Annotated in this window: 12 protein-coding genes and 1 pseudogene; 5 read left to right on the top strand and 8 right to left on the bottom strand. The window is 56.2% G+C overall.

Going from position 1 to position 23,811, the window contains the following annotated elements; genetic code table 11:
- Nucleotides 1–4: 4 nt before the first annotated feature.
- Together FF011L_RS02240 and FF011L_RS02235 are read right to left on the bottom strand one after the other, a co-directional pair.
- Nucleotides 5–826 (bottom strand): alpha/beta fold hydrolase, encoded by an 822-nt coding sequence (locus FF011L_RS02240; RefSeq protein WP_145349875.1) that lies wholly within the window; start codon nt 824–826, stop codon nt 5–7.
- 140 nt (nt 827–966) lie between these two features.
- Nucleotides 967–1,276: pseudogene (locus FF011L_RS02235) on the bottom strand (Rho termination factor N-terminal domain-containing protein).
- A 737-nt stretch (nt 1,277–2,013) separates the two neighbouring features.
- Between FF011L_RS02235 and FF011L_RS02230 the strand changes: the two are divergent.
- From FF011L_RS02230 to FF011L_RS02210, 5 genes are all read left to right on the top strand, one after another.
- The gene (locus FF011L_RS02230; RefSeq protein WP_145349873.1) at nt 2,014–3,264 is read left to right on the top strand and encodes a GTP-binding protein; all 1,251 of its coding nucleotides are present in this window, start codon (nt 2,014–2,016) and stop codon (nt 3,262–3,264) included.
- Nucleotides 3,264–3,887 (top strand): MerC domain-containing protein, encoded by a 624-nt coding sequence (locus FF011L_RS02225; protein ID WP_145349871.1) that lies wholly within the window; start codon nt 3,264–3,266, stop codon nt 3,885–3,887. The genes FF011L_RS02230 and FF011L_RS02225 overlap by 1 nt, the downstream gene beginning before the upstream one ends.
- A 141-nt stretch (nt 3,888–4,028) precedes the next feature.
- A complete protein-coding gene (locus tag FF011L_RS02220) occupies nt 4,029–4,781 on the top strand; it encodes a type II secretion system protein (RefSeq protein ID WP_218932960.1) in 753 nt (250 codons plus the stop codon).
- Nucleotides 4,782–4,801: 20 nt separating this feature from the next.
- A complete protein-coding gene (locus FF011L_RS02215) occupies nt 4,802–14,965 on the top strand; it encodes a choice-of-anchor M domain-containing protein (RefSeq protein ID WP_145349867.1) in 10,164 nt (3,387 codons plus the stop codon).
- Between the two features lie 52 nt (nt 14,966–15,017).
- On the top strand, nt 15,018–15,680 hold the full coding sequence (locus FF011L_RS02210; protein ID WP_145349865.1) for a PEP-CTERM sorting domain-containing protein: 663 nt from the start codon (nt 15,018–15,020) through the stop codon (nt 15,678–15,680).
- 282 nt (nt 15,681–15,962) lie between these two features.
- Here the strand turns inward: FF011L_RS02210 and FF011L_RS02205 are convergent, their stop codons facing one another.
- The 6 genes from FF011L_RS02205 to FF011L_RS02180 all read right to left on the bottom strand — a co-directional run bounded on the left by FF011L_RS02205 (nt 15,963) and on the right by FF011L_RS02180 (nt 23,637).
- The gene (locus tag FF011L_RS02205) at nt 15,963–16,670 is read right to left on the bottom strand and encodes a HoxN/HupN/NixA family nickel/cobalt transporter (RefSeq protein ID WP_145349863.1); all 708 of its coding nucleotides are present in this window, start codon (nt 16,668–16,670) and stop codon (nt 15,963–15,965) included.
- A 614-nt stretch (nt 16,671–17,284) separates the two neighbouring features.
- Nucleotides 17,285–19,030: a hypothetical protein gene (locus tag FF011L_RS02200; protein ID WP_145349861.1), complete on the bottom strand. Its 1,746-nt coding sequence runs from the start codon at nt 19,028–19,030 to the stop codon at nt 17,285–17,287.
- A gap of 83 nt (nt 19,031–19,113) precedes the next feature.
- A complete protein-coding gene (locus FF011L_RS02195; protein ID WP_145349859.1) occupies nt 19,114–19,851 on the bottom strand; it encodes a tetratricopeptide repeat protein in 738 nt (245 codons plus the stop codon).
- Nucleotide 19,852: 1 nt separating this feature from the next.
- A complete protein-coding gene (locus FF011L_RS26105) occupies nt 19,853–20,704 on the bottom strand; it encodes a hypothetical protein (protein ID WP_218932959.1) in 852 nt (283 codons plus the stop codon).
- Nucleotides 20,704–22,551: a type II and III secretion system protein family protein gene (locus FF011L_RS02185; protein WP_145349857.1), complete on the bottom strand. Its 1,848-nt coding sequence runs from the start codon at nt 22,549–22,551 to the stop codon at nt 20,704–20,706. The genes FF011L_RS26105 and FF011L_RS02185 overlap by 1 nt, the downstream gene beginning before the upstream one ends.
- A gap of 588 nt (nt 22,552–23,139) precedes the next feature.
- Entirely contained in the window at nt 23,140–23,637 is a 498-nt protein-coding gene (locus tag FF011L_RS02180) for a hypothetical protein (RefSeq protein ID WP_145349855.1), read from the bottom strand.
- Nucleotides 23,638–23,811: the final 174 nt, after the last annotated feature.

Below are 23,811 nucleotides of genomic sequence, written 5' to 3'. Positions count from 1 at the left end.
CGCGTCAACTTCTCAAGAACGCGAGCAAGTCGTCCGCCAATTGATCTTTGTGGGTAGCCAACAGTCCATGCGGAGCACCATCGTATTCCTTCAACGTCGCTGACGTAATTGCTTCTGCCGCCGGTCGGCCGCTGGCGTCGATCGGGACGATTGCGTCTTGGGTGCCGTGGATCACTAAGGTCGGAATCGTGATGGCGGGCAAGTCGAGACGGAAATCGGTGGTCGCAAAGGACTTTGCACAGGCGAGCGTAGCTTTCAAACTCGCTTGCATCGCGACCGTGCGAGTCCACTGCAAGTATTCATCGCTGACGGGGTGGGACATCTCCCCGACGCCGTAGAAATCCTTGAAGAAGTTAGCAAAGAACTTCGGTCGGTCGGTCAGCATCGATTCAGTCATTTCATCAAAAACCGACTGGTCGACACCGTTCGGATTGTCGTCGCCCTTTAGCATGTACGGGACGATCGACGAGATCAAACCACACTGCTTCACATGTCGACCAGCATGACGTGACATGTACCGAGCGACTTCGCCACCGCCCATCGAAAAACCGATGATCGTGGCGTCTTCGACGCTCATCGCCGTCATCACATCACTTAAGTCATCCGACAGCGAATCGTAATCGTAGTTGCCAAACGGTTGATCCGACCGACCAAAGCCACGGCGGTCGTAGGAGATCACCCGGTATCCAGCATCAGCGATTTTCATCGCATGAAAATCCCAGCTATCGGCCGAAAGTGGCCAACCGTGGAGCAAAACAACCGGTCGACCGTCACCCCACTGTTTGACGTAAATCGCCTGTCCATCTCGGGTCGGAATCATCGTCATGGCGGAATCAAATCCTAAATGAGTTATGTACGCGGCGACTGGCAAAACGACGACGCTTTCTTAGCCGCCTCCTCCGAGGATAGCAGCCACAAAAAATTCACATTTCAACCGACCGGACATCCCTGGCGGATCGTTCGCCATCAGCTTGAACCGCGGATGGCTCCGATCAATTCTTGCTTCTTCATCTTACTTCGCCCCTTGATGCTCAATTCAGCGGCTCGATTCAGCGGCTCGATTGCGAAGCTCATCGACGGTGCGTTTGTCAAGCGACGTGTTCGGGTTACCGGTCCCCTGCGTCGTTCTGTTCGGGGTCCGGCCTTCGTTGCGACGTTGTTTATTGATCGTCCGAGCGGCTATCTCTTTCGCGTCGTCTTTTGACTTGCCACGATCAAGCTCGCTCTCCTTAATGTGTTCGTACTGTCGTTCATCTTTGTCCGTCCATTCGGGCATCGTCCTGTCTCCACAAGTTGAAGAGTGGTTTCACCGCGCGAGATGAACGCCCCATCTCACGTGGGCACGGCCTCCAGTCAGCATCAATCAGTATTGCGATTTCCGTGCCAATATTGAACGTCAGTGGCAGATTATGCAGAGTAGCGACGTCCCGCAATTAAGGTTCGTCGCCACCGTTGCCGCGGTAGTTGAAATTCAAGTTCGGCTCGTTTCTTCATGCCGAGCCAATAACGATGCCTCGCCTTCGCTGCTGCAGCCGAATACACGGGAATCGGCGCGACTCGAGCGGTCGTGCGCCGCCAGCGAGACTTCAATTGGCGACATAAGCAAGCCCGTTTGCTTCAGTGCCACGCAGCCCCATGCGGCTGACGTCGTCATTTTCGATTCCTTGCCATTTGAAATTGACCTTTCGGGGGTGGTCCCGACTGCCGCCGGGATTGATTGCGCAGCAGGAACGGATGCTGAAAGGTGGCTTGATATAGAGGACAAATCGATCCTCGAGTCATTCCCCGGCTAGGAAATCCGTGCCCGGCAGCGTTTGCGATGACTGGCGATCTCGGAAATAGCAAGCTGGGCGGGATTTCCCCTACCCCACATACAACCAACGCCTGCAGTTGCACACGACTTGCAACTACAGTAGCATTGGCTGTTGAGGATTAAAAACGCGGGGGAGGTCACGGGCGACGCCCCCGTGCGCATTCCCCACTTAGCCGCCCGCACACTCGCGAAAAGGTTCCATGGATCAACACAACCGCCTGCCCGTCACCGTTCTTTCCGGTTTCCTTGGCGCCGGAAAGACCACGCTGCTGAATCATATCTTGACCAATCGAGATGACCTAAAAGTTGCCGTAATCGTCAACGATATGAGCGAAGTAAATATCGACGCGGCGCTCGTTAAATCGGGAGATGCGAACTTGTCTCGCACCGAAGAGCAGCTTGTCGAGATGTCCAACGGATGTATCTGCTGCACACTCCGAGAAGACCTATTGGTCGAAGTCCGCAGACTCGCTCGCGATGGGCGATTTGACTATCTGTTGATCGAATCAACTGGCATCTCCGAACCGATGCCCGTTGCCGAAACGTTCACATTCGAGGACGAAGAAGGGCAGAGTCTGTCGCTGATCGCCGAGCTCGACACGATGGTGTCCGTCGTCGATGCCGGAAACTTCATGAAGGACTTTGGTTCATGGGACGACCTTACCGACCGGCGATTGGGACTCAATGACGAGGACACGCGAAATATCGTTGACTTATTGGTCGATCAGGTCGAATTCGCAAACGTGATCATCGTTAACAAAACCGATTTGGTTTCGCCGCATGAGCTGGAACAACTGAATCGTATCCTACGACAACTGAACGCCAACGCCAAAATCCTCAACACGACCGAAAGCCGAGTCGATTTGACAGAAATTATGGGGACCGGATTGTTCTCGCTTAGCGAAGCTGAATCGCAACCGGAATGGCGTGCCGTGCCGCGTGGAGAAGAGGAGACCGAAACCGAAGAGTACGGAATATCGAATTTCGTCTATCGGCGGGAGCGGCCGTTTCACCCCAAACGCCTGACGGACGCGCTTGACGCGGATATGGAAGCCGGCATGTTCACCGGAGTATTACGCAGCAAAGGTTTGATGTGGATCGCATCTCGCCACGACTGGGCATTCGACTGGTCGCAGGCCGGTTGTTCCATTCGAATGGCTCCCCTCGGCCTCTGGTGGGCCGCTGCACCGGACGACCAGTGGCCCGCAGACGACCAGTCGATAGCAGAAATTCAAGCCAAGTTCGTCGGTGAGCATGGCGACCGGCATCAGGAATTAGTGTTCATCGGCAACGCAATGAATCAGGAGCGAATCATCCAGATTCTCGACGATTGCTTACTGACCGATCTGGAATATGTACAGGGACCGGAACACTGGGCGAATCTGGAATCGACGTTTCCGCCTATCGAAGTGGAAGTCACCGAACAGCATGTGGAAGAGGAGGTTTTGTAATGTTGGAAACCATAGAACCAAATTCGATCGTTTCACGCATCTCAGCGTCGAAGTCTGAGGCGATGTCTCGTTGGCAGGACTGGGTCGGCATCGTCGCGTCAATCGGCTGTGCGATTCACTGTGCAGCAATGCCGTTCGTGATCGCGTTCTTGCCGGCGTTTGGGGTTAGTTTTCTGGCCGACGAGGGATTTCATCGCGTGATGGCTATCGCGTGCTTCGTGATTGCGATCGCTGCTTTTGTACCAGGATTTCGCCATCATCGACGCTGGATGCCTGGCTCGATTGCCGTCGCAGGATTGTCGATGATCACCGTCGCCGCATTCGGGTTCTCGGACGATTGCTGTGTCGCTTGCGAGTCGCCAGCAGCAACCAACCTGACCGTAGCGGCATGTACCGATACTTGCTGTGAACACGCTGCCGCAGACACCGTCACCGACACTGACACACAAACGCTCAGCGGTGAGAACACGCACATCGCCGCCTCATTTTTTTCATCGACTTACCTAACCGGGCTAACTCCATGGATCACACCGATAGGCGGCATGCTATTGGTTTCCGCCCACCTGCTCAACCATCGTTATCGATGTGCGTGCGGATGTTGCGAAACACCGACTGACCAATAGTTTTCACAGGCACGACTCTGAGCATTGGCAATGCCTCACGATCAGTGAGGCATTCAGCTCAGAGTTTTTCTGCGACCGCTACCTCCCCAAACCAATGCATTTGCATGCACCATGCAAATGCACTTTTTACACAAAAGAAAAATGCACAAAAACACAACGCTGTGCAAATCGGCTCTGATTCAGAGGCATGGCTTTACAGCTGTGGAGTTGCTGGTTGTGATCACCGTGATCGCGATCCTTATTTCACTTTTGCTGCCAGCCATTCAGAAAGCTCGCGAGGCAGCCGATCGTGTCACCGATGCGAACAACTTGCGTCAGATCGGGATCGCCACCCATGCCTTTTGCGATACCCATCGCGGCGTCTTTCCCAAATCAACCCATGATACGGGTATCGAAGGTGCATGGATCTACACGCTTTCGCCCTATTTTGAAAACGTTGACAGCATCCGGCTTTGCCCGGTCGATCCACGGATTGATGAGCGTCGTGAAAACCAAGGCACCAGCTACATTTTCAACGAGTACCTGTGCGTCGCTGGACCGGACCAGGCTTTGTCGATCAACCACCTAAAGTCGACGCACCGCACAATCATGGTGTTCACTATCTCGGATTCGCGTGGTACGGCAATCACCGAAGACCACACCCATTCACGGAATTGGATTCGCTATCCCCAGTCGACCAATTGGGCTCGCGTGCTTGCCGACGTGAAAGCGGATCGTTTCCAAGGTGTCGGCGACCCGCTCCAGCCCCGCCCCTCAGCCGAACGCAGCACCGGATACGCCAACTACTTGTTTGCCGATGGACATGTGGAATTGATCCCCTGTCAAGTCGTCAAAGGGTGGGCCGAAGCCAATATCAACTTTGCTCTTCCAGATCTTTGCCCAGTCGTCAAATAGTTCTTCCCAGGATTAACAATATGTTCCCTTCATTCCGCAAATCCAAACGTCGTCAACAAACAGCCGCGAAGAATCGCCGTGCGCGAGCCAAGCACAGGTGTCGTGTGGAGGCACTGGAACAGCGGCGACTGCTGACCGCTGAACTGGTCAGCTTTGTGACGACTGAGCATGTGGATTTGAACATTCAGCGGTCGGGCTCCGAGTGGTCCCTTGGCGCCAAAAATTCCGACGGCGACCCACCGGTTCAATACGACAACAATCAAGCGGTTCTGTATGCTGGCGAAAAATCGGTTTTCCCACGGCCAGCCAGCTCAGAATATGACTTTATTGGCGTCGATCCGGGGCAGGATTTCTACCTGATGCCTCAGTCACAGAATCCTGAATCGCTGTATCTCGGTTTTGCTTCCTATGGGGTAGAAGGTTCGGTCGACCGCTACAGTCCCACCACCGAGTCAAAGGGGCGGGTTTCCGGTAGCGGTCGGTACGTCAAAGCCACTCTTTCCGAAGTGCGTCATACGAACCCAGACGGAACCGACGGAGACGGGCACTTCTCGATGTGGCAATCCGGATCGTTTGGGGGTGCGGTGGTGGCCATGTCATCTTACGACGACGGCGTGGTCAACCCCGATGCGAACGGGCTGGATGTGACCGATGGGATCTCCACCGACGACGCGATGTGGATTCTTAACGGCGGCCATTCCCATTTCAGCTTTGGTTTTACCGACCCCGGGCGTTATGAGGTCGATGTCAAACTATCGGCCTATTTCGGCGATGACAGTCTTGCTGAAACGCCCAATGAGGATGGGTTCAGTCAGAGCGACAACATCACGCTTTACTTCTCGATAAGCAGCGTTGGGCAACTGCAGTTTGACGCGTCCAGCTATTCGGTGAGCGAAGATGCGGGCACCGCGTCGATCGATGTCGTCCGCATCGGAGGAAGCGACGGTCGGATTGGCGCGAACTACGCAACCACCAGTGGTACGGCAACGTCCGGCAGTGATTACACGACGGCCGCGGGGTCGCTTGAGTTTCTTGATGGAGAGACTCGCCAAACGATCACCATTCCGATCCTCGAGGACTTGCTCGTTGAAGGTAATGAAACCTTTAACGTCGTGCTTACCTCACCGTCGCCCGGCAACCTGGACGGCTACATCCGCGAGGTTGAACTGGATGCCAACGGTCTGATTGGCACAAATGGATCGACGATCGTCACCATCGTTGACAACGATCAACCAATCAACTCGCCACCGACGATCTCAGACGTGGAGGATCAGGTGGTGGCAGAAAATAGCTCAACGCCGAATCTAACATTTACGGTCGGCGACGCCGAAACAGCAGCGACTGAATTGACCGTCACCGCGACCTCTTCCAACCAAGCCGTTGTTCCCGACGCAAATCTGGTGCTTGGCGGCAGCGGTACAAACCGAACACTGATGGTCACTCCGGCCGCCGATCAGGCCGGACTGACCACGATCACCGTGGCGGTCACCGACGGCGATGGAGGGACCACCACGGAGACGTTTATCGTGGAGGTGAGTCCGGTGAACTCCGCCCCGACCCTTTCGGATATCAGCAATCAAACAACCAATGAAGACGTCGCAACCGCAGCCATCGGGTTTGTTGTTGGCGATCCGGAAACCGAGGTCGGCGATCTCGCGGTGACCGCCACCTCCTCCAATTCGGCGTTGGTTCCCGAGGGAAACATCGTATTCGCCGGCAGTGGCGCCAATCGCACAGCGACGATCACGCCAGCTCCGAATCAATTCGGAACCACCACGATCACGATCACGGTAACCGATCAAGAGGGACTGACAGCGACCGACAACTTTTTGCTGACCGTCGATAGCGTCAACGACGCCCCGACGATCTCCAGCGTTGCGAATCAATCGACAAGCGAAGATCTGGAGACCGGTGCGATCGCGTTCACCATCGGCGACCTCGAAACCACGGTTGGTGATTTAACCGTGACGGCCACCTCGTCCGACACCACGCTTGTGCCCAACGCGAACATTCTCCTCGGCGGCAGCGATGCGAACCGGACGGTAACGATCACCCCCGCCGAAAATCAAACCGGAAGCACAGTCATCACGCTGACGGTGAGCGATGGAGCCTTGACAGCGACGGAGACGTTCGCGTTGACGGTGGGTGGGGTGAACGATCGACCGACGATCTCGCCTATCGAAACCCAAGCGACCGATGAAGGTACCCCGACGGCAGCGATTGCGTTCACTATCGGTGACCTGGAAACCGCCGCTGGCGATCTGAGCGTGACGGCCACGTCGTCCGACACCACGCTTGTACCTAATGCGAATATCGTGCTCGGTGGCAGCGGTACGAACCGAACGGTAACGATCGCCCCAGCGGAAAACCAAACCGGCAGCACAACCATCACGCTAACGGTTAGCGATGGAACCTTGACAGCGACGGAGACGTTCGATGTCTTGGTGGGACAGGGAGTTGTCGAGTTTGAATCGGCGGCGACGCTTGTCAACGAGCAAGCCGGATATCAAACGGTGAAGGTCCAGCGCACAGGCGGTTCCCAGGGATCACTTGTGGTCAACTACGAAACCGTCGATGGCACGGCGACGGCAGGCAGCGATGACTATGTCGCCTCCTCAGGGACGCTGGTATTCGGCCCTGGGGAAACCTCCAAAGTTATTACCGTTCAGCTGGGCGACAATTCACTGGACGAGGCTAATGAGACGTTCAGCCTAGTTCTGTCGGGAACTTTGGGAACGATTGGGGCTCAGGCGACCAGCGTGTTGACAATCAACGACACGCCAGCCATTACCAGAGAGCTGGAATCGGGATTCATTAGTACGGGAATTCCCAGCCAATCCACGACCATGGGCACCTCTACGGCACCAATTTTCTTTACGGTTTCCGACGCGGAAACCGATTCCGCAGCCTTGGTGGTTTCGGCGGTTTCCAACAATCCCGCCCTGCTTCCCGACAGTGGAATCCTGTTGGCGGGCAGCGGGTCGGAACGGAGCATCACGCTGTCGCCGCTTGCCGGCGTGTCAGGAACCGCTCGGGTTTACCTTACGCTGACCGATGCAAATGGGGCTTCGATCACGCGAGACTTCGCCGTCTTCGTGGGAGCCACCTCTTCGGAAAATGCCATCGCAATTCCGGACGCCATCCCGGACGTCGTGTTAACGGCGGACGATGCGTTCACGTTGAACTATTCGGTTGCCGACCCAACCTGGGTGACGACGGTTAGCCGCAGCAATACGACGTTGTTCAACACTCCCAGCACCAGTTCCAGCAGCGATCTACGAACTCGCCCTAGTTCGGGCGGTTCCGATCGGACATTGAGAATCCGACCAAGCGATCTCAGCACCAGCGCGGGCCGATATGGAAGCTCAACGGTGACCTTGGGCTTCACCGGAACCGGCGTTCCCGAACCGCAGACGTTCAACGTCCGCGTCAACCCACGAGCGGTGGCGGACAATAATCTGCTCGCCATCCCGGGCACCACCAGCACGTTAGACGTGCTGGCCAACGACGTCACGCCGATGGACGGTCACCGCTTTGAAATAACAAGCGTATCAAGTCCAGCTCACGGAACGCTCGAGATCGACTCCGATGGCGAGTTGCTGCGTTACACCCCGACGAACCTAACGGCTGCCAGCGACCAATTCACTTACACCGTAACGATCTCGTCAGATGATGAGTTCAACGGATATTCCTTTACGGGAATCGCGTACGTCAAAATCGGCGGCTACGTGGTTGTCGATTCCGCGACCGCGTCCCAACACGTCGACATGGACTTTGACTACATCGAGGGCGAATGGATCCAACGCATCCGCACGGGGGCGAGCATCGTGGGATCGGTGCAAAGCGGAACCTATAGTCCGACAATCATTGATTCGGATGAAGGCGTCCTGTTTATCGATCCGTCGACGAAGCTCGCGCGTCCGAATGACGCCTTCTACGACGTTCTGGGCGTTCCAGCGGGTGCCGACATTTGGTACGGCCCCACCAGCGCCAGCGGAGACAAATTGTTTCTGGGATTTGCGACCGAAAGCACCAGCGGAATCGACAGCTACACACCGATTGGGGATGCTCGCGCGACGGGCAATTACGAATGGATGGCCATTCAACTTGTCGGCTTCTCGGGTCCTGGGCATGCCACGGTATTTCAAGGCGGTGATGTAGCCTTCGATACATTCGATGGGCTGAATTCCGCTGACGACACCGCGAGCGGCGGGAACGCGAGCGATACGTACTGGACTCTTTCGAATAGCCACTCGCACCCAGCATGGTTTTTCACCGAGCCTGGCAATTACGCATTGACTTTCCAAACCACCGTCCGTATTGACGGCCAATTTGTGACAAGCCCCGAGACAACCTTCCATGTTGCTGTCGATACGATCTCGGGCGATGCCTCGCGTAGCGAGAACTCGCCCGCATTGCAGGATGATGCAGCCACGTTGCCGGAAGACAGCATCGATTTCGCAATCGACGTGCTTGCCAATGATTCGTCAAACCCCGACGGTTTCGAGAGCCTGTTGATTACGTCAACCAGTGCGGCCTCGCATGGTACCGTCGGAATTGCCGCCGATGGGAAATCGCTCTCCTACACTCCCGATCCCGACTTCTACGGCAACGACAGCTTCACCTACACCGTCACCGACGAACACGGTGGGATCGCCACGGCGACCGTCGATGTAACGGTGGATCCAGTGAACATTGCTCCCACAATTGCGGTGATTGAAGATCAACATGTCACGGAAGAAGGTTCCACCGGTGCGATTCCATTGATCATCGGCGATGCTGAAACCGCGGCCGAAGCGTTGAGCGTCACGGTGACCTCGTCGAACACCAACGTCGTTCCCAATGAAAATATCGTGCTTGGTGGCAGCGGAGACAATCGGACGCTCACCATCACACCGACTGCGGATCCAACCGATACCGCAACCATCACCGTGACGGTCACCGATGGCGGTGGGCTACAAACCAGCACCACGTTCAATTTGACAATCACTACAAAAAACGTGGTGCCATTTGGTTTACCGGACTCGCTAGGCTCGGGTTTAGATTACGTCTTTGAACCGGAGCTTGCCGACATCAATGGGGATGGTCACGTCGACGTTTTGACAGCATCGCTCGGGGCAGACAAGGTTGTCTGGTTCGAGAACCTCGGTGACGGAACCTATGGACCGGAACAAATCGTGTCCGCTGCGGCGGGCTATCCATGGGAAGCTCATCTCGCCGATCTGGATGCCGACGGCGACCCGGACGTCATCGTGGGTGGATACTTCGGCGATTTGGTTTGGCACGAAAATCTAGGCGGAAGCTTCGGCCCGGCTCAGTCGATCGGCACGGACCTGTATGGGCCGTTCATCCGATCGGCCGATGTTGACGGGGACGGAAAATTGGATGTGCTCGTCGCGCGAGACATGGGCGGAGACATCTACTGGTATCGCAACGAAGGGGATGGCGTGTTCGGCTCGCGCAACGTCATCGCCACCGGCTTGAACGAGGCGGCTGGATTCGTGGCCCGCGACCTAAACGGGGACGGTCTTCCTGAGGCCATCACTGGCGAATCCGGGGCGGGCCAACTCGCATACTTCGTCAATGAGGGCGGCGGCACGTTTGGAGCGAAGCAAACGGTCGCTTCGACATCAGGAGCGGTCGTTTACGCCGCCGACGACCTGAACGGGGATGGCATTGACGACCTTCTGGTGGTCGGTCTCAACTCCTTGGACATCGGTTTCCATCCCGGTCAGTCGGACGGAACAGTCGGGCCATTCACTGCGTTGCCTAGTGTGAGTACGCCCTACGCCGCCACCTCGGCAGACTTTGATCAGGACGGGGACTTTGATGTCCTGATCGGTTCGTATGGTGGCCCCGTCGTCTGGCTTCAAAATTTTGGCGGCGGCAACTTCAGCGACCCGATGGAGATCACGCGTGAAGTCGGACAGGTCAACGGCATCGCGACCGCCGACACCGATGGTGATGGCGATCCCGACGTGGTGGCTGCCGCATTGGCTCGCGGCGAGGTCTTCGTCATTCCAAATAGGCTTGGAGAATTCGCCACCACCGTACAGCCGCCAATCTCTCGGACCTACCCAGCGGGCCAAAACTTGGACCTGTCGATCCACTTGGGAATCCCAGTGACGGTGACCGGGACACCCAGTGTGACGCTGCAGGTCGGGGACCAAGACGTCGAGGCGACCTACCTATCGGGCAGCGGCACGACGACGCTGCTGTTCCGCTACACGGTTGTACCGACGGACGCTGACAATGACGGTATTGAATTGGTCGGGAGCTCGATCCATCTAAATGGCGGCTCGATCCTCGGCCCGTTCGGCAATCCGGTCGACTTGACGCTGCCAGCGGTCGATCTGTCCGGCGTGCTGGTCAATGGATCGGCGCCTTTTGTCCAAACGGTCGAGCGGGCGTCCACGATAAACCCGACGGCGGCCGCTGAGTTGACGTTCCAGGTGACGTTCAGCGAAGCGGTTACCGATGTCGACACCGAGGATTTTGGTCTCACCCTTGACGAGGTAAGCGGAGCGGTAATCACCGGCGTGAGCGGATCAGGCGACGAGTACATGGTGACGGTCTCGACCGGCACCGGAAGCGGTACGATCGGACTGGAAGTGCTTGACACAGCCACGATCGAAGACGGAGAGGGCAATCCGCTTGTCGAGGACTTCTTTGGTGGCGAGGTCTTCTCGATCCATCGTCGTCCGGCTCGCGAAATTACGAACTTCTATACCGAAGGGCACGGCGACATCCGCGTCGCTTATGCCGACCGCGTGTGGAACCTTGACATCAATCCCGATGCATTGGATGGTCCGTTTGAGGCCGATGAGGTCTTGATTGTCGGCGGCCCCGACAGTCAGGTGACGGCTCCCTCCGATCCGGAGTTTGACTTCCTGGGGGCTGAGGCGGGATCGGACATCTATGTCCTGCCGCAATCCAACGTGCCTCCAACCATCCCCGACTTGGGCATCGGTGGCTCGGGCATTGCCACGGGGACGCTCGCCAGCTACCACAGCGACGATCCACGCGTTGACGCAACCGCACCATGGGTTGAGCTGCAACTGGTCGACATGCGTGGCCCCGAAGGCGGACAGTTCAGCGTCTATTCCTCGGAACTCGAGGGACCGAACGCGTGGATCGCGACGAGCGATGGCATCACCGACCAGGACGGTGTCTTTATTCAAGCCGGCAGCCACAACCACCTCAACTGGGCGTTCACCAAGCCCGGGATCTACGAGGTGGACGTATTTGCCAGCGCGTTCTTGGATCGAAACGCCAACGGAACCTTTGACGAAGGAGTCGATCGCTACACCGAAAGCGGCATCGTCACCTATTACTTCAGTATCGACCCATCCGAGGGACCGCAGCCGTACCCGATTGCGGCCGATAATCAGTCCCCTGTCGCCAATGATGACTCCTATGCGGTCGTCGAAGACGGGACCCTGACGGTGCCCGGCCCGGGAGTACTGGATAATGATACCGACGCAAATGGCGACACTTTGAAAACGGCGGTCGTTTCCGGACCGGAGAATGGTTCGCTGACGCTCAATCCAGACGGTTCGTTTACATATACGCCAGATCCGAACTTTCATGGCAGCGACACCTTCACCTACACCACGACCGACGTACGGTATCAGGTGACACCACTTGGTACGCTCGGCGGCACCACCAGCTACGCCCTGGACGTCAACAACCTCAACCAGGTCAGCGGCAATTCCGGCATCGTCGTTGGGGCCAGCAATCCACTTCACGCCTTCCGTTGGACGGACGGCGGATTGGAAGACCTAGGCGTGGTAGCAGGAACCGGCAGCAACAACTTCAGTCGCGGATACGCGATCAACGACCTGGGCGTTGTGGTTGGTGAAAGTGACAACAATGCTTCCAAGGCCTTCCGCTGGGAAAACGGTATCATCGCGAATCTTGGAACGCTTGGCGGAACCTCTGCCGTCGCAAGCGACATCAACAATCTCAACCAGATCGTCGGCAGCAGCAGCAACGGAACGGCAACCAAACCGTTTGTCTATGTCGACGGAGCGATGCTGGAACTGCCAACGATTGCTGGCAACGCCGCTTCCAGTGGCAGAGCGTGGGGAATCAGTCCTGAAGGTCAGTTCATTGTTGGTGTCACCCGCGCCGATGATGCGGAGTTCCTGTCGCATGCAACGTTGTGGGAACGCCAAGCTGACGATAGCTATACCGTGGTCGACATGGGAGCCCTCATGGATGAACACAATTACAGCTACACCTATGCCGTGAATGATTCCGGCAATGCAGTGGGAGCTTCGGTGGTAGGAACCGTTTCGCCAACCAGCTCCACCAGCCTGTACCATGGTTTCATCTATCACGATGGGCACATGATCGATGTTGGGACACTGGACTATTTGAGCTATAGCCATAGTGAACTCAAAGACATCAACGCGACGGATCAATTCGTCGGCTACGTGGCTGGATTCTACAACTACCCGACATTCGGCGGCGCCGCCGTTTTAGGTGAGTTGGCCGGAGAAGAAACGGCCATGATCGACCTGAATGAGTTGATCGACAACGACGACTGGACGCTCCTGATCGGAGAAGGAATCAACAACGGACGCAGCATTGTTGGTTACGGCAAGCTCAATGGAGCCACCCAGGCCTACCTGCTCACTCCTGTGTCACCCGACAATGACAACCGTCTCTTTGGAAACGTCGCGACCGTGACGATTGAAGTCACACCGGAACACGATGCCCCCGTCACCGTCGACGACTCCTACGTCGTCGGGCGTGGCAACGCGGTCCACGGCAATGTGCTGTTCAACGACTCGGACCCGGATGGAGATGTTCTGGTCGCGGAACTGGGGACAACGGTGTTGAAGGGGAACCTCAGCTTCGCTCCGGACGGATCGTTTGTGTACACACCGTCCGACGCTTTTGATGGGTCCGACAGTTTTGCCTATTCGGTGAACGACGGAACAGGCCGAACGTCGACAGGGACCGTTCTGATCAGCGCGGCTGCCGAACGGGAGTTTGAGGCCGTTCTAACGGAAGGGCACGTGGACATCGGCGTCGCCATCGGAGCCCATGACCATGAAGAGGAAGACCACGACGAAGACGATCATGACGGGCATGATCACGATCATGATGACCACGCAGAAGGCGAAGAAGATCCCGAATGGAATCTGCACGTCCACGACCATGACAGCGAGGCCGAGTATCATCCCGACGAAGCACTGCTCTACGTCGGCATGGATGCGATCGCCCAGCGCCCTGCTGGTGCGGAATACGATTTCATCGGAACAGATGCCGGTGAATCGGTCTTCGTGCTGCCTGCCGTTGAAAACCCGGACCTTCTTTTCCTTGGACTGGGAACGGAAGAGATCGAGGACGGTACGTTCCTGGATGGTTCACTGACGCTGCGTCTGGAATCAGCCAGCGGTCCCGGACATTTTTCAATGTGGACTTCAGCCCTGGACGGATCCCCCGCGGTGGCCATGGCCACGTCAGATGGTATCACCGAAACGGACCTGATCGAGTTGCTGGAAGGCAACCACACTCACGTCAACTTTGGTTTCACAGAAATGGGAACCTATCGGATCACTTTCCAGGCAAGCGGCACACTGGCCGACGGCGACGTAGTTGCCAGCGAAGATGTCACCTACTTCTTCAAGGTCGGTAACACCGCCGACGCGATCGAGGTGCAGAACGGGATGACTCAACGGTCCTACATTCGCGACCTGGACATTTTGTTCGGCAGCGATGACGGCCTGGATGAAATTCTCGCCGATTCTGACCGAGTGCAGATCATGAAGTATGACCTCAACGGCGAAAACGGCTCGCTGATGGCCGGATCCGCATTCGAGTTAAGTGCATCCGGAAACGCGTTGAGCTTCGACTTTGGCGCAGAAGGCCTGGGAGGCAATCGTAATTCCAACGCCGGAGATGGCTACTACCAGATCGGTATCGATGCAGACGGTGACGGTGAATTCGAAACGGTTCAATCGTTCTACCGCATGCTTGGTGACCTGAACGGCGACCGCAAGGTGGACATCGCCGACCGGATGGCCGTCATGTCGTCACTGCGAAATCAGAATCCAGATTCGGATGTAAACGGAGACGGAGTGATCAATAGTGCCGACTTGGCTTTGGTCAGTCGAGCGTTTGGCAAGAAACTCAAGGATGGATTACTCACCGATGGCGACGACACCCCTTGATGTTCCTTCCACAAACACTTTCCTTTGATCTTTCAACCCAATCGAGAAACCGATGAATTCCAGAACCCTATTTTTATTAACGATAATCCTGCTGATGCTCTGCGGAGCCAGATCCGCAAATGCCGCTATCATGATTACCGCCACTCCGTCCGCGGCCAGCTATGAGGTCGGTGACAGTGGCGTGCTGAATCTGCTGATCTACAGTGACTCATCCGACGAGCTGGATTCCTATTTTTACGGCCTGAACATTACCGGCGGCGGGGTCGTGTTTACGGATCCGCAGAGCGAAGATTTTCTCACCAACGGGGACTACGTCTTTTCTGGTCGCAGTGCGAACTTCCTCAATACCTGGCCCGCAACCTTGGTAGGCGGTGGCGGAAGCACGATCACGGTCGGCGACAACACCGAAGACCCGCTCCTCCCTTTTACTCCATTGCCCATTGCACTGCCGGGCATTGGGTCACCAAAGATGCTTGCTCAGCTAGAATTCGAAGCGATTTCTGCCGGACTGGTCGAATTCGATTTTGATCCTTTCTCAACGTTTTTCGATCAGAGCTTCAACGATTTCGCACTCACCGCCACGGGTACCAGCATCACGGTGAATGCGTCCGCCGTTCCGGAACCGGCCAGCATCTTGATACTCAGTGTTGCCTGCGTCGGCGCGGGATGGACGCATCGTCGCCGCAAACGGACGGCCGCCGTGACGGCAAGTTAAGCGACAAGCCTAAAGGGCGTGCCACGCAACAGACAGCTTGGCACTGCGACCGAACGGTTCGGGCGAGCATGGAGGCCCGCCGGAGCTTTCGGCGGCGGAAGCTTAGTCACCGAACGATGTTCAACAGAATGGTCAGAGAACGATAGATCGCTGGCCCAGATACGGAACCGCCAGCATCATCATCCTGTTCGAAGCTTTATTGCCCAATCGACTTATCTCCAACTACCCACCTGCCGGCTTTGCTCATTTCTTCCTGCCGACGCTTGTTTGTCATTTGCCCGCTCAGACGGTCAGGGCAAGTCGGCCGCAGTAGAAAGTGCCGACGGCCAGGATCAGCAGGGCGCGGATATAGGACCAGGGTAATTTTCCCAGTCGGCTGTCTTTGCGAATTAGCTTTCCACCGAAGCGTTGCAGCAAAATACCGACAACGGTCAGGGACGTAGCGATGCCGGCGGCGAATAAGCCGATCACGGTGTAAGCGGCGACTGGCGAACCGGTCGACATGCTGGTGAAGTAGGCTGCCAGCGCCGAAGGGCAAGGCAAAAGCCCAAAAGCGACACCCAGCAGAGCACTCATCGAATAGCTCGATCGTTTGGAAACGCTTTGCGATTCACACGCGTGCTCGCGATGCGATTTACAACCGCAACTCATCGGCTTGGACCGCCACGCAGCCCAGAGCATCCACACGCCCACGCACATCACCAACGCCGCACTAATCCACTGCAACGACTGCGTAAGGACTTCATCATCGTGATGATGATCGCCCGTAACCAGGTGATGAGTCAGATGCACCGCCATAGCGATCGCAATCAACGAAACCGAATGGGCCAAGCCACTAGAGACGCCCATCACCAGTGGATGCCAGATACTGCGGCGTTCGCCCGACAAGTAAACCAGCATCGCAGTTTTCCCATGCCCCGGCTCGAGCGCATGAAGCATGCCCAGTCCAAACGCCAGTCCGAGCGTCAATTCGTGGGCATGATCGTGCATAGAGGAGTCCGCAAGGGAGCGTGGGCAAGCCTATCACAGGTAGTACGAACAATGAGAGCCAGCGGTTCGACGCAAACCAATAGATTTTGCACAGCGTCAGCCGCGTAGCGGCGGTGTGAGGTGACCAAAGGGCGGCCGCCCCATGCCATCAACGCTGGGTCCATGTGTGTGGTGGGGGCTCAAGGTAGATCCTAGACGCCTTAGGCCCGGGGGCGCGCATCGGCCGCGGCGGTCGCATAGAGCCTGGGGTGCCAACCCCATGACTGCGTGCACCCGCCATACGCAAAGCTGCGGAGCAGCGACAGAACCGCGAAGCGGTGGCATGTGATAGCCCCGGACGCAAGTCCGGGGTTGTGAAGTTATTCGAATAGCAGAGTCGCGAAGCGACGGCATGTGTTTTTTGAGCAAATCCCGCTAGCTGCCGAATTACACCTGCCGTCACTTCGTGACTCTCGTTGCATCCGCTTACCTTTCCTGGGACTTGCGTCCCAGGCTATCACTTACCGTCACTTCGTGACTCGGGAATGAAACGTGCGAAAGCCGAAGACGCCACACTTCCGAATTTTTACCAGCCCAGGCTTGCGCAAATTATTGTCCGGCGCGGCACGTCCAATCTACCGAGCCCCAAGAAACTCGTAGGTGACCCAGTTCCGCTCCGGCGCGCCGGTAAGTTGAACGTCATAAGTCGCGTCGTCTGGTCTTTTGGAATAGATACGAACTTGGATAACGTCCTTCGGCTCTGCATCGATGACGGCTTGGCCGACCAGTTGAATTTTGTCCTCGGTTTCATCCTCGGTTCCATCTCCGGTCTCGTCTCCGGTTTGGTCTCCGCTTTGAGGAATCGGCTCTGCAATTGGAGGTACCAATGTTTGGGCTGCAATTAATTGAACGAAAGTGTCATTGCGATATACACGGATTTCTAGAACGTGCCCCTCCAGCCATGATTGGCCCAACTCCCTTGGCTCAATTTCCGCCGCAACTACCACGCGCCATGCCCCCTTCCCTGACTGTGGTACTGTCAGCTGAATATTCTCATTGCCGACCATGGAAGAGTTTGGACGGACCAAGCGAAGCCTCGATGCTAGCGAATCATCGGCCAAAGAATCGAAATCTCGCTCGATAAGCGGATTCAAAAACATTAGAGCCTCCGGTATGTCGTCTTGCAATTGTCTGCTGACTGCAACGGTCTCGCCAACATTCAATGGGTCTTCTACTTCATCGATGTATTCATACTTCGCAATCAACCGATCGTGCTGAAGTCGAAACACACTTGCCGTCTCAAACACCCTGCGATAAGGACGAACTTTCATTAGAAAGGCATAGCTTTCACCCAAACCATACTTTCCTCGCGAAGCGGACGCACCAAACGCGGAATTCTCTTCAAGTGTCACATCAGATGCCTCCGTCAAGGGTTCGTATCCCGTTGGAAGCGTAGCCAGACCACTTTGTTGCGTTTCCAGAGCTTCATCATCCGCTTCGACCGGCGTCTGTGATTCGATTCTGCCTTCGGCGTCTCGAACAACCTCAAGACTAATCATCGAAGCCGGTTGGGAGGGATAGAAAATGACCAGCTTGAACGCCACCCCGTTATCCACGTCTCCACACTCTTCGCATTTGACGACCGTCACCGGCGCGACCCAATTGGAAGCGACGGGGTAGGCGTAATCCCCTTCCAGCTCTTCGTCGTCCAACTCATCCGGATCGATATTAAACGTACGCTCGATACCTGGAACGGTTGTGCCGTCGCGGTCGTCATCCAGCAATGGGATTAATACGGAAGGTTTTCCATCCCCATTGGTCACCACGGCACCGGGATACCGATACGCCCCATCTTCTGCTTCACCGTCGACGGAAGTGATATCGGGATCGAAGATATAACTCGGCAATAACAGACGGTTGATCGCCGGCACCTTGTTCGCGTTTTCAGGGGCGCCTAAATGCAACCAACTATCAATGCTGAGGATCAACAGCGTTTCGTCGTACAGCGGCAAATCCACCGTTTCATACGTTTGCTCACCGGCCTCATCGACTTCGGGTCGTTCGTAGCTGTCGACGCCAAACTCGTTCAGAAACTGGTACACCTGCTGAGCGGTCGCGTCCTCGATGCTGAACTCTTGGGGATTGAGTTCAAAATGCGTCAGGAAGTTCGCTTCAGTTAGTGCTTCGTGCTGATCCAGTATCCGCCCCGCGCCTTCCGCAGCAATGTTGTTCTGGAAAGACCCCAGGGCCAATACCATGATCCCCAACAATCCCGCCACGATCGCCGATAACACAAAAGAAATAATCGCAAACTCAACCAGCGCCTGCCCCCGCCGATGTGCCGTCGCTTGCGACCCGCGAACCGTCTTATTTTCAGCCATTTCTTTCACCCGGCGTTCACCAAAATGTACAATTGCAATCTTATTGCATTATACATTGGGACGCCCCGGCATGGCAACTTCGCCTAAGATGACGGGCGGGCTGCGACGCCTAACCCGTTAGGGGTGGGGGACGACGACAGCCAGCTCAACACCGATTCGCCCTGCGAAATGCTGGGATCCCGGCGTTTTGCTTCCGCCAGCATCGTCTTCGCCTTTTCGGTGTCGCCAGCTCGAAGCCGCAACATTCCGACGTTGTGCAGCGCTGCTGCGGGACCGATCGCTTTGGTAAACAACGCGTGAGCTTCGTCGTAACCGCCTTGGCTGCCGATCACTAAAGCCAAGTTGATCGTCGCCTGCTGGTGATCCGGCTGCAGCCGCAAGGCTTCCCGCAAGCTCGCTTCCGCTCCTTCGCTCTCGCCGGTTGAGTAGAGGAAATAGCCATAGTCACAGTGCAAGTTGGCGTCACTGGGACTTTCCTGCAGTGCCGCTTGGTATTCGCGTGAAGCGGCGTCGGTCATTCCCGACCGATCGTACAGCACCGCCAATGCGTGCGCGACACCTGGCTTATTTGGGGCGTGTTTACGAACTTGCAAGTAGGCATCGATCGCTTCAGGATCCATGCCCCGCTGTTCGGCCAAGCGTGCGGTCTCCCAGGCAATCGCCAACTCCTGATTGCCTGGATCGGTCAAACTCGGTTGCGTGCGAGGATTCGATTTCGATTCGCTGCGTTCATTTGAAGCAGGCGATCGGTCGAAACTCGGCAGTCCGGCACAGCCGGTCAGACAAACGAGCATCAGCCACAAGATTTGCGGTTTCATCATCTTAAAAGATTCCCCCGCCACCGAATCCACCACTACCAAAACCACCACCGCTGATCCCGCTGCCACCTCCGAAACCGCTACCTTGCCCCTGCCCGATGCCGCCGCGGTTCCCGGTCCCTGTGCCGCTGAACTGCGAGTTATAAATCAGTGGAGCCTCCACGCCACGGACGCCAACACTCCGGTCATCCGCGAAAACGACCCACTGTGGTGCATCCGGAACGCCGGCTTCGGCCAAAGCCTCTACGACGACGTTACGACGTTTGATTTGCAATTGTTGATTGGCCCGAACCGCTTCCTCGTAACGGTCCCCCAATGCCAGCGCCACAGGCTCGTTTTCAATAACCACCAGTTGCGGATAAGTAACCAGGCAATGGGCGATCCTTTGAACGTGCTGTTGCCCTTTCGGTCCAAGCTGGCTGCCTCCGTCAAACCATTCGTTTCGGGTGACGATCCAATTTTGCTTTTGGGCCCCGTCGGACATCGCGCCTCGCCACTGCCCCATGTAGGTTCCGATCGGAGCGGGAACCGCATCTTCAGGCATTGGCTCGACACAGCGATATGTGTGATTAATCGAAGCCGCTGGTGGAACTTCGCTCGCATCGATAGGCAAGCACCCCACTTGCCCATCGGCACAACAGGTTTCCCGTTGACCGAATGGCGAAGGGAGATTGGCACATCCACTAGCCATGAAAACTTGCATGGACACGATAACAACCGCCGCATCTCGGCTCCGAGCGACAATGCGTTTGCGATACCGTGATCGCGTCTTATCGTCTGCCATTGCGTCATCCTGTGGAGCCGGTGATTTTTCGATTGCCTTCGTCTTTTTGAACGTCGATGCGATTCGGAACATCAGGGCACCTCACGCAGGATTTGGTTGGCAGGCGACGGACACGCTGGCAACGGGCGACCGGAGGAATGCCCAGGAAGTCCGATGATGTATTTCTGTTCGCTGCTACGAAATGCGTGCATTTTCGACACGTCACTGCGAACCGGCGTGCGATAGTCTTCCGGAACGGATCCATAAATCGATCCTCGCAAGAAGAACTCCAGGTCATCCGGTTCAAAAGTATCGCTGCCGGGGAGCGCCAGCGGAGTTGTGGCCGAAACCGGCGAAACCAAATAAGGCGTCACAATGACCAGCAATTCTTGTTCTTGGAAATTCGACGAGTTCTGCGAAAACAAATTCCCGACGTAGGGCAGGTCCCCCAGGAAAGGAACTCGTGCCGAGGAACTGCTTAGTGAATTTCGAATCAATCCAGCGAGCGCCAACGACTCGGTGTCCCGCAGCTCCACTGTCGACGTAAACGTTCGCGTTGTCAGGCTAGGTGGTTGGCTGGGATCGTTGTTCTGATCGTCGTTCCCCGTGCCAATCCCGCCGCTGTCCGTTTCCGAGATCGTTGCCTGCAATTGCAATCGAATCCGATCGCCGTCGGTCACTGTCGGCAGGACAGAAAGCTGGACGCCGAATGGGACATAGGAAATGTTCTGATTAACCGCCGCGACGGTCGACACCGACTCGAGGATGGGGAACTGCCCTCCGACCAGGAAATTTGCCGGTTGGCCGCTGAGCGTGGTCAGGTTCGGTTCGGATAACGAGCGAGCCATTCCCAGTCGTTTCAGTGCATCGAATCGCAAAAAGAACTGATCGGTCTGAAACGTCAATCGCCCCAGTCCCGTTTCTTGGGTGAACGAGATGTCGCTGGTATTGTCGGAATCGACACCGAATCGCGTCGTGGCGATCAGACTGCGCCCCGAATCGCGAACGACTTCCGCCAGCGTAACTTTTAGCATCACCTGATGAACGCCCGCGATCTCCAACATGTTGACCACGCGGTTATTGATTTGAGTGGCATTAGCGCCCGTCACTGAGTCGCCTCGAAAGACCGAATTCACGCCGCCAGCGTTAGTGATCTCATCAATCGTGAAACCTTCGACCGCCTGAAATGACGTTGGCTGCAGCAAACCGGGAGCAGCGGAATTCTGCGAAACGGCGGGTACGGTGCTCACCGATTGGTCGACCTGATCATCCGTAGGCAAACTCTGTGAGACAATCCTCAAAAGGTGCGTTGCCTCTTCGATGTCGCGAGCTTTCCCGCGGACGACGACTTGCGAACCAACGTAGCTCAAATCAACGACACTATTGGGGAAACCATGGTTGAGATCGCGCTCCAAGTTTTCCAACAGAACGTCGTAATGACGCGATCGTTCCGGATCGTCCGAGACCCGGATCAGGTAGCTCAGCACCTCTTGGCCGCTTGGGTTAGCGGGATCTTTGAACCACAGATTCAGCACGGTCGAACCGACCTTCTTGCCGGTGATGCTCAACTCGGTTTCCGTCAGGCTCAACACATCAACGATCCCGGGATCCCCCACTTGATCGCGAAACGCAGGCACCTTAAACCGCAGAATTGAAGGGCGTCCGACGGTCACGTCGAGCGTTCGTTCCGGATCGATGCGTTCGATCAGGAAACGTTGCTCTTTGCGACTCGGATTTTGCGGGCCACTTGTGTCAACCGTGTAAGCTTCCGGAGCACGCCGCACCGGGGGCGAGGCAATGGGACTAGGCAGTGCCAGTGCAGGATTCTGAGGACTGGATAAGCCCTGTGCGATCGACGCCGTTGGCACGCAAGCGAATGCGAACACCACAGCGGACGCCAGCCGCAGAATGGTTCGTCGAAGTGTGCCCAAGCCAGGCATGCGTCACCCTATGAAAACGGGTTTGAGGGCCAATGAATCCGGGCGACCAACCCCGCTAATAGTCGTTATCATCGGCAATCCCGGACAGCGACTTGAGCGGTTGTGCCGGTTTTTCCGGCTGGGGGGGCATGCGTTTGACCAGAATTTTTCAGCAACCGTTTTGGCCAACACCGTGGAAATTTCCAGCAAAACTCATCCACGGCTTGTTGATTTCAAGATTCGCGACGCCTGAGAGAGCGTCCGGCTTGCGCCGTTGCGAATAAGAAAGTGATCGCAAACCAAGAATTCTTAGCAGCAGGGCGCGAGCCCTCCGGCCCAGCAACCACTCCACAAAAGAAGGCCGGACGGCTTGCGCCGTTCCGCTAAGAAAGTGATCGCAAACCAAAATTCTTAGCGGAAGGGCGCGAGCCCTCCGGCCCTGCAACCACTCCACAAAAAGGCCGGACGGCTTGCGCCCTTCCGCTAAGAAAGTGATCGCAAACCAAGAATTCTTAGCGGAAGGGCCCGAGCCCTCCGGCCCGCAAACACTCCACAAAGAAGGCGGCCGGAACGCATCGTTCCGGCCCACGTCTTCTCCCACCCGATTCTTTATTCACCTGAACCATGGGCGTGAAACTTCTTGGTGTGATTTTTCAGGAACTTCATCAATTGACCGATCAAGTCCGCATGGTCATCGGTTGTGGCGCTCATGCCTTTTTCCATTTGCTCATGCTGACGATGGATCTGTTGGTGCTGTTTAGACAGCTTTTCGTGATCGACATCATCCCCCGCTTCGTGAGCGGCGATCGAGCTTTCATGGGCTTCGATCAACATTTCGTGAACACGAATTTTGGAGATCTGCTCTTCAAGCTCCGCTTCGTGATCCAAGATCTCGGCTTCCAGACGAGCCATAGCGGCCAGCGCCTTGCGGTGATCGACCTTCATCTTTTCGGCTTTAGCCAACCAAGCAGCATGCTGCTGTTTGGCAGCAGCATGTTCCTCAAGCATGTGTTGGTGGTCGTCCGAATCATCGGCAAAGGCGGGAGTGGCAAGTGGAAACAGTACTGCAGCGGCAAGCGTCAAAGCAGCAAAACGAAACAGCAACATAGGTCATTCCTTCAGAACGGAAATAGAAAATCAAGACTCCAGGTCCGACCAAAACCCCAAAGGCAAGTATAGCAAATTCGTGACCTTCCCGTGAAGAACCGCTTAACACGACTTTCTGCGATTGCTTGCTATGAGAAACAAACGTTTCGCTAGCCCAAAGGCATGCTCTTCGAA

Origin of the sequence: Roseimaritima multifibrata (genome assembly GCF_007741495.1) — a bacterium.
Taxonomy (GTDB): Bacteria; Planctomycetota; Planctomycetia; order Pirellulales; family Pirellulaceae; genus Roseimaritima; species Roseimaritima multifibrata.
The sequence above is the reverse complement of the archived record's forward strand: the minus strand, read 5'-3'. Positions and strand labels throughout refer to the sequence as shown.

What these genes read in the sequence shown, in the direction of transcription:
- FF011L_RS02240 (WP_145349875.1), bottom strand. Translation starts at nt 826, where the DNA reads ATGACGATGATTCCGACCCGAGATGGACAGGCGATTTACGTCAAACAG.
- FF011L_RS02230 (WP_145349873.1), top strand. Translation starts at nt 2,014, where the DNA reads ATGGATCAACACAACCGCCTGCCCGTCACCGTTCTTTCCGGTTTCCTT.
- FF011L_RS02225 (WP_145349871.1), top strand. Translation starts at nt 3,264, where the DNA reads ATGTTGGAAACCATAGAACCAAATTCGATCGTTTCACGCATCTCAGCG.
- FF011L_RS02220 (WP_218932960.1), top strand. Translation starts at nt 4,029, where the DNA reads ATGCACAAAAACACAACGCTGTGCAAATCGGCTCTGATTCAGAGGCAT.
- FF011L_RS02215 (WP_145349867.1), top strand. Translation starts at nt 4,802, where the DNA reads ATGTTCCCTTCATTCCGCAAATCCAAACGTCGTCAACAAACAGCCGCG.
- FF011L_RS02210 (WP_145349865.1), top strand. Translation starts at nt 15,018, where the DNA reads ATGAATTCCAGAACCCTATTTTTATTAACGATAATCCTGCTGATGCTC.
- FF011L_RS02205 (WP_145349863.1), bottom strand. Translation starts at nt 16,670, where the DNA reads ATGCACGATCATGCCCACGAATTGACGCTCGGACTGGCGTTTGGACTG.
- FF011L_RS02200 (WP_145349861.1), bottom strand. Translation starts at nt 19,030, where the DNA reads ATGGCTGAAAATAAGACGGTTCGCGGGTCGCAAGCGACGGCACATCGG.
- FF011L_RS02195 (WP_145349859.1), bottom strand. Translation starts at nt 19,851, where the DNA reads ATGATGAAACCGCAAATCTTGTGGCTGATGCTCGTTTGTCTGACCGGC.
- FF011L_RS26105 (WP_218932959.1), bottom strand. Translation starts at nt 20,704, where the DNA reads ATGTTCCGAATCGCATCGACGTTCAAAAAGACGAAGGCAATCGAAAAA.
- FF011L_RS02185 (WP_145349857.1), bottom strand. Translation starts at nt 22,551, where the DNA reads ATGCCTGGCTTGGGCACACTTCGACGAACCATTCTGCGGCTGGCGTCC.
- FF011L_RS02180 (WP_145349855.1), bottom strand. Translation starts at nt 23,637, where the DNA reads ATGTTGCTGTTTCGTTTTGCTGCTTTGACGCTTGCCGCTGCAGTACTG.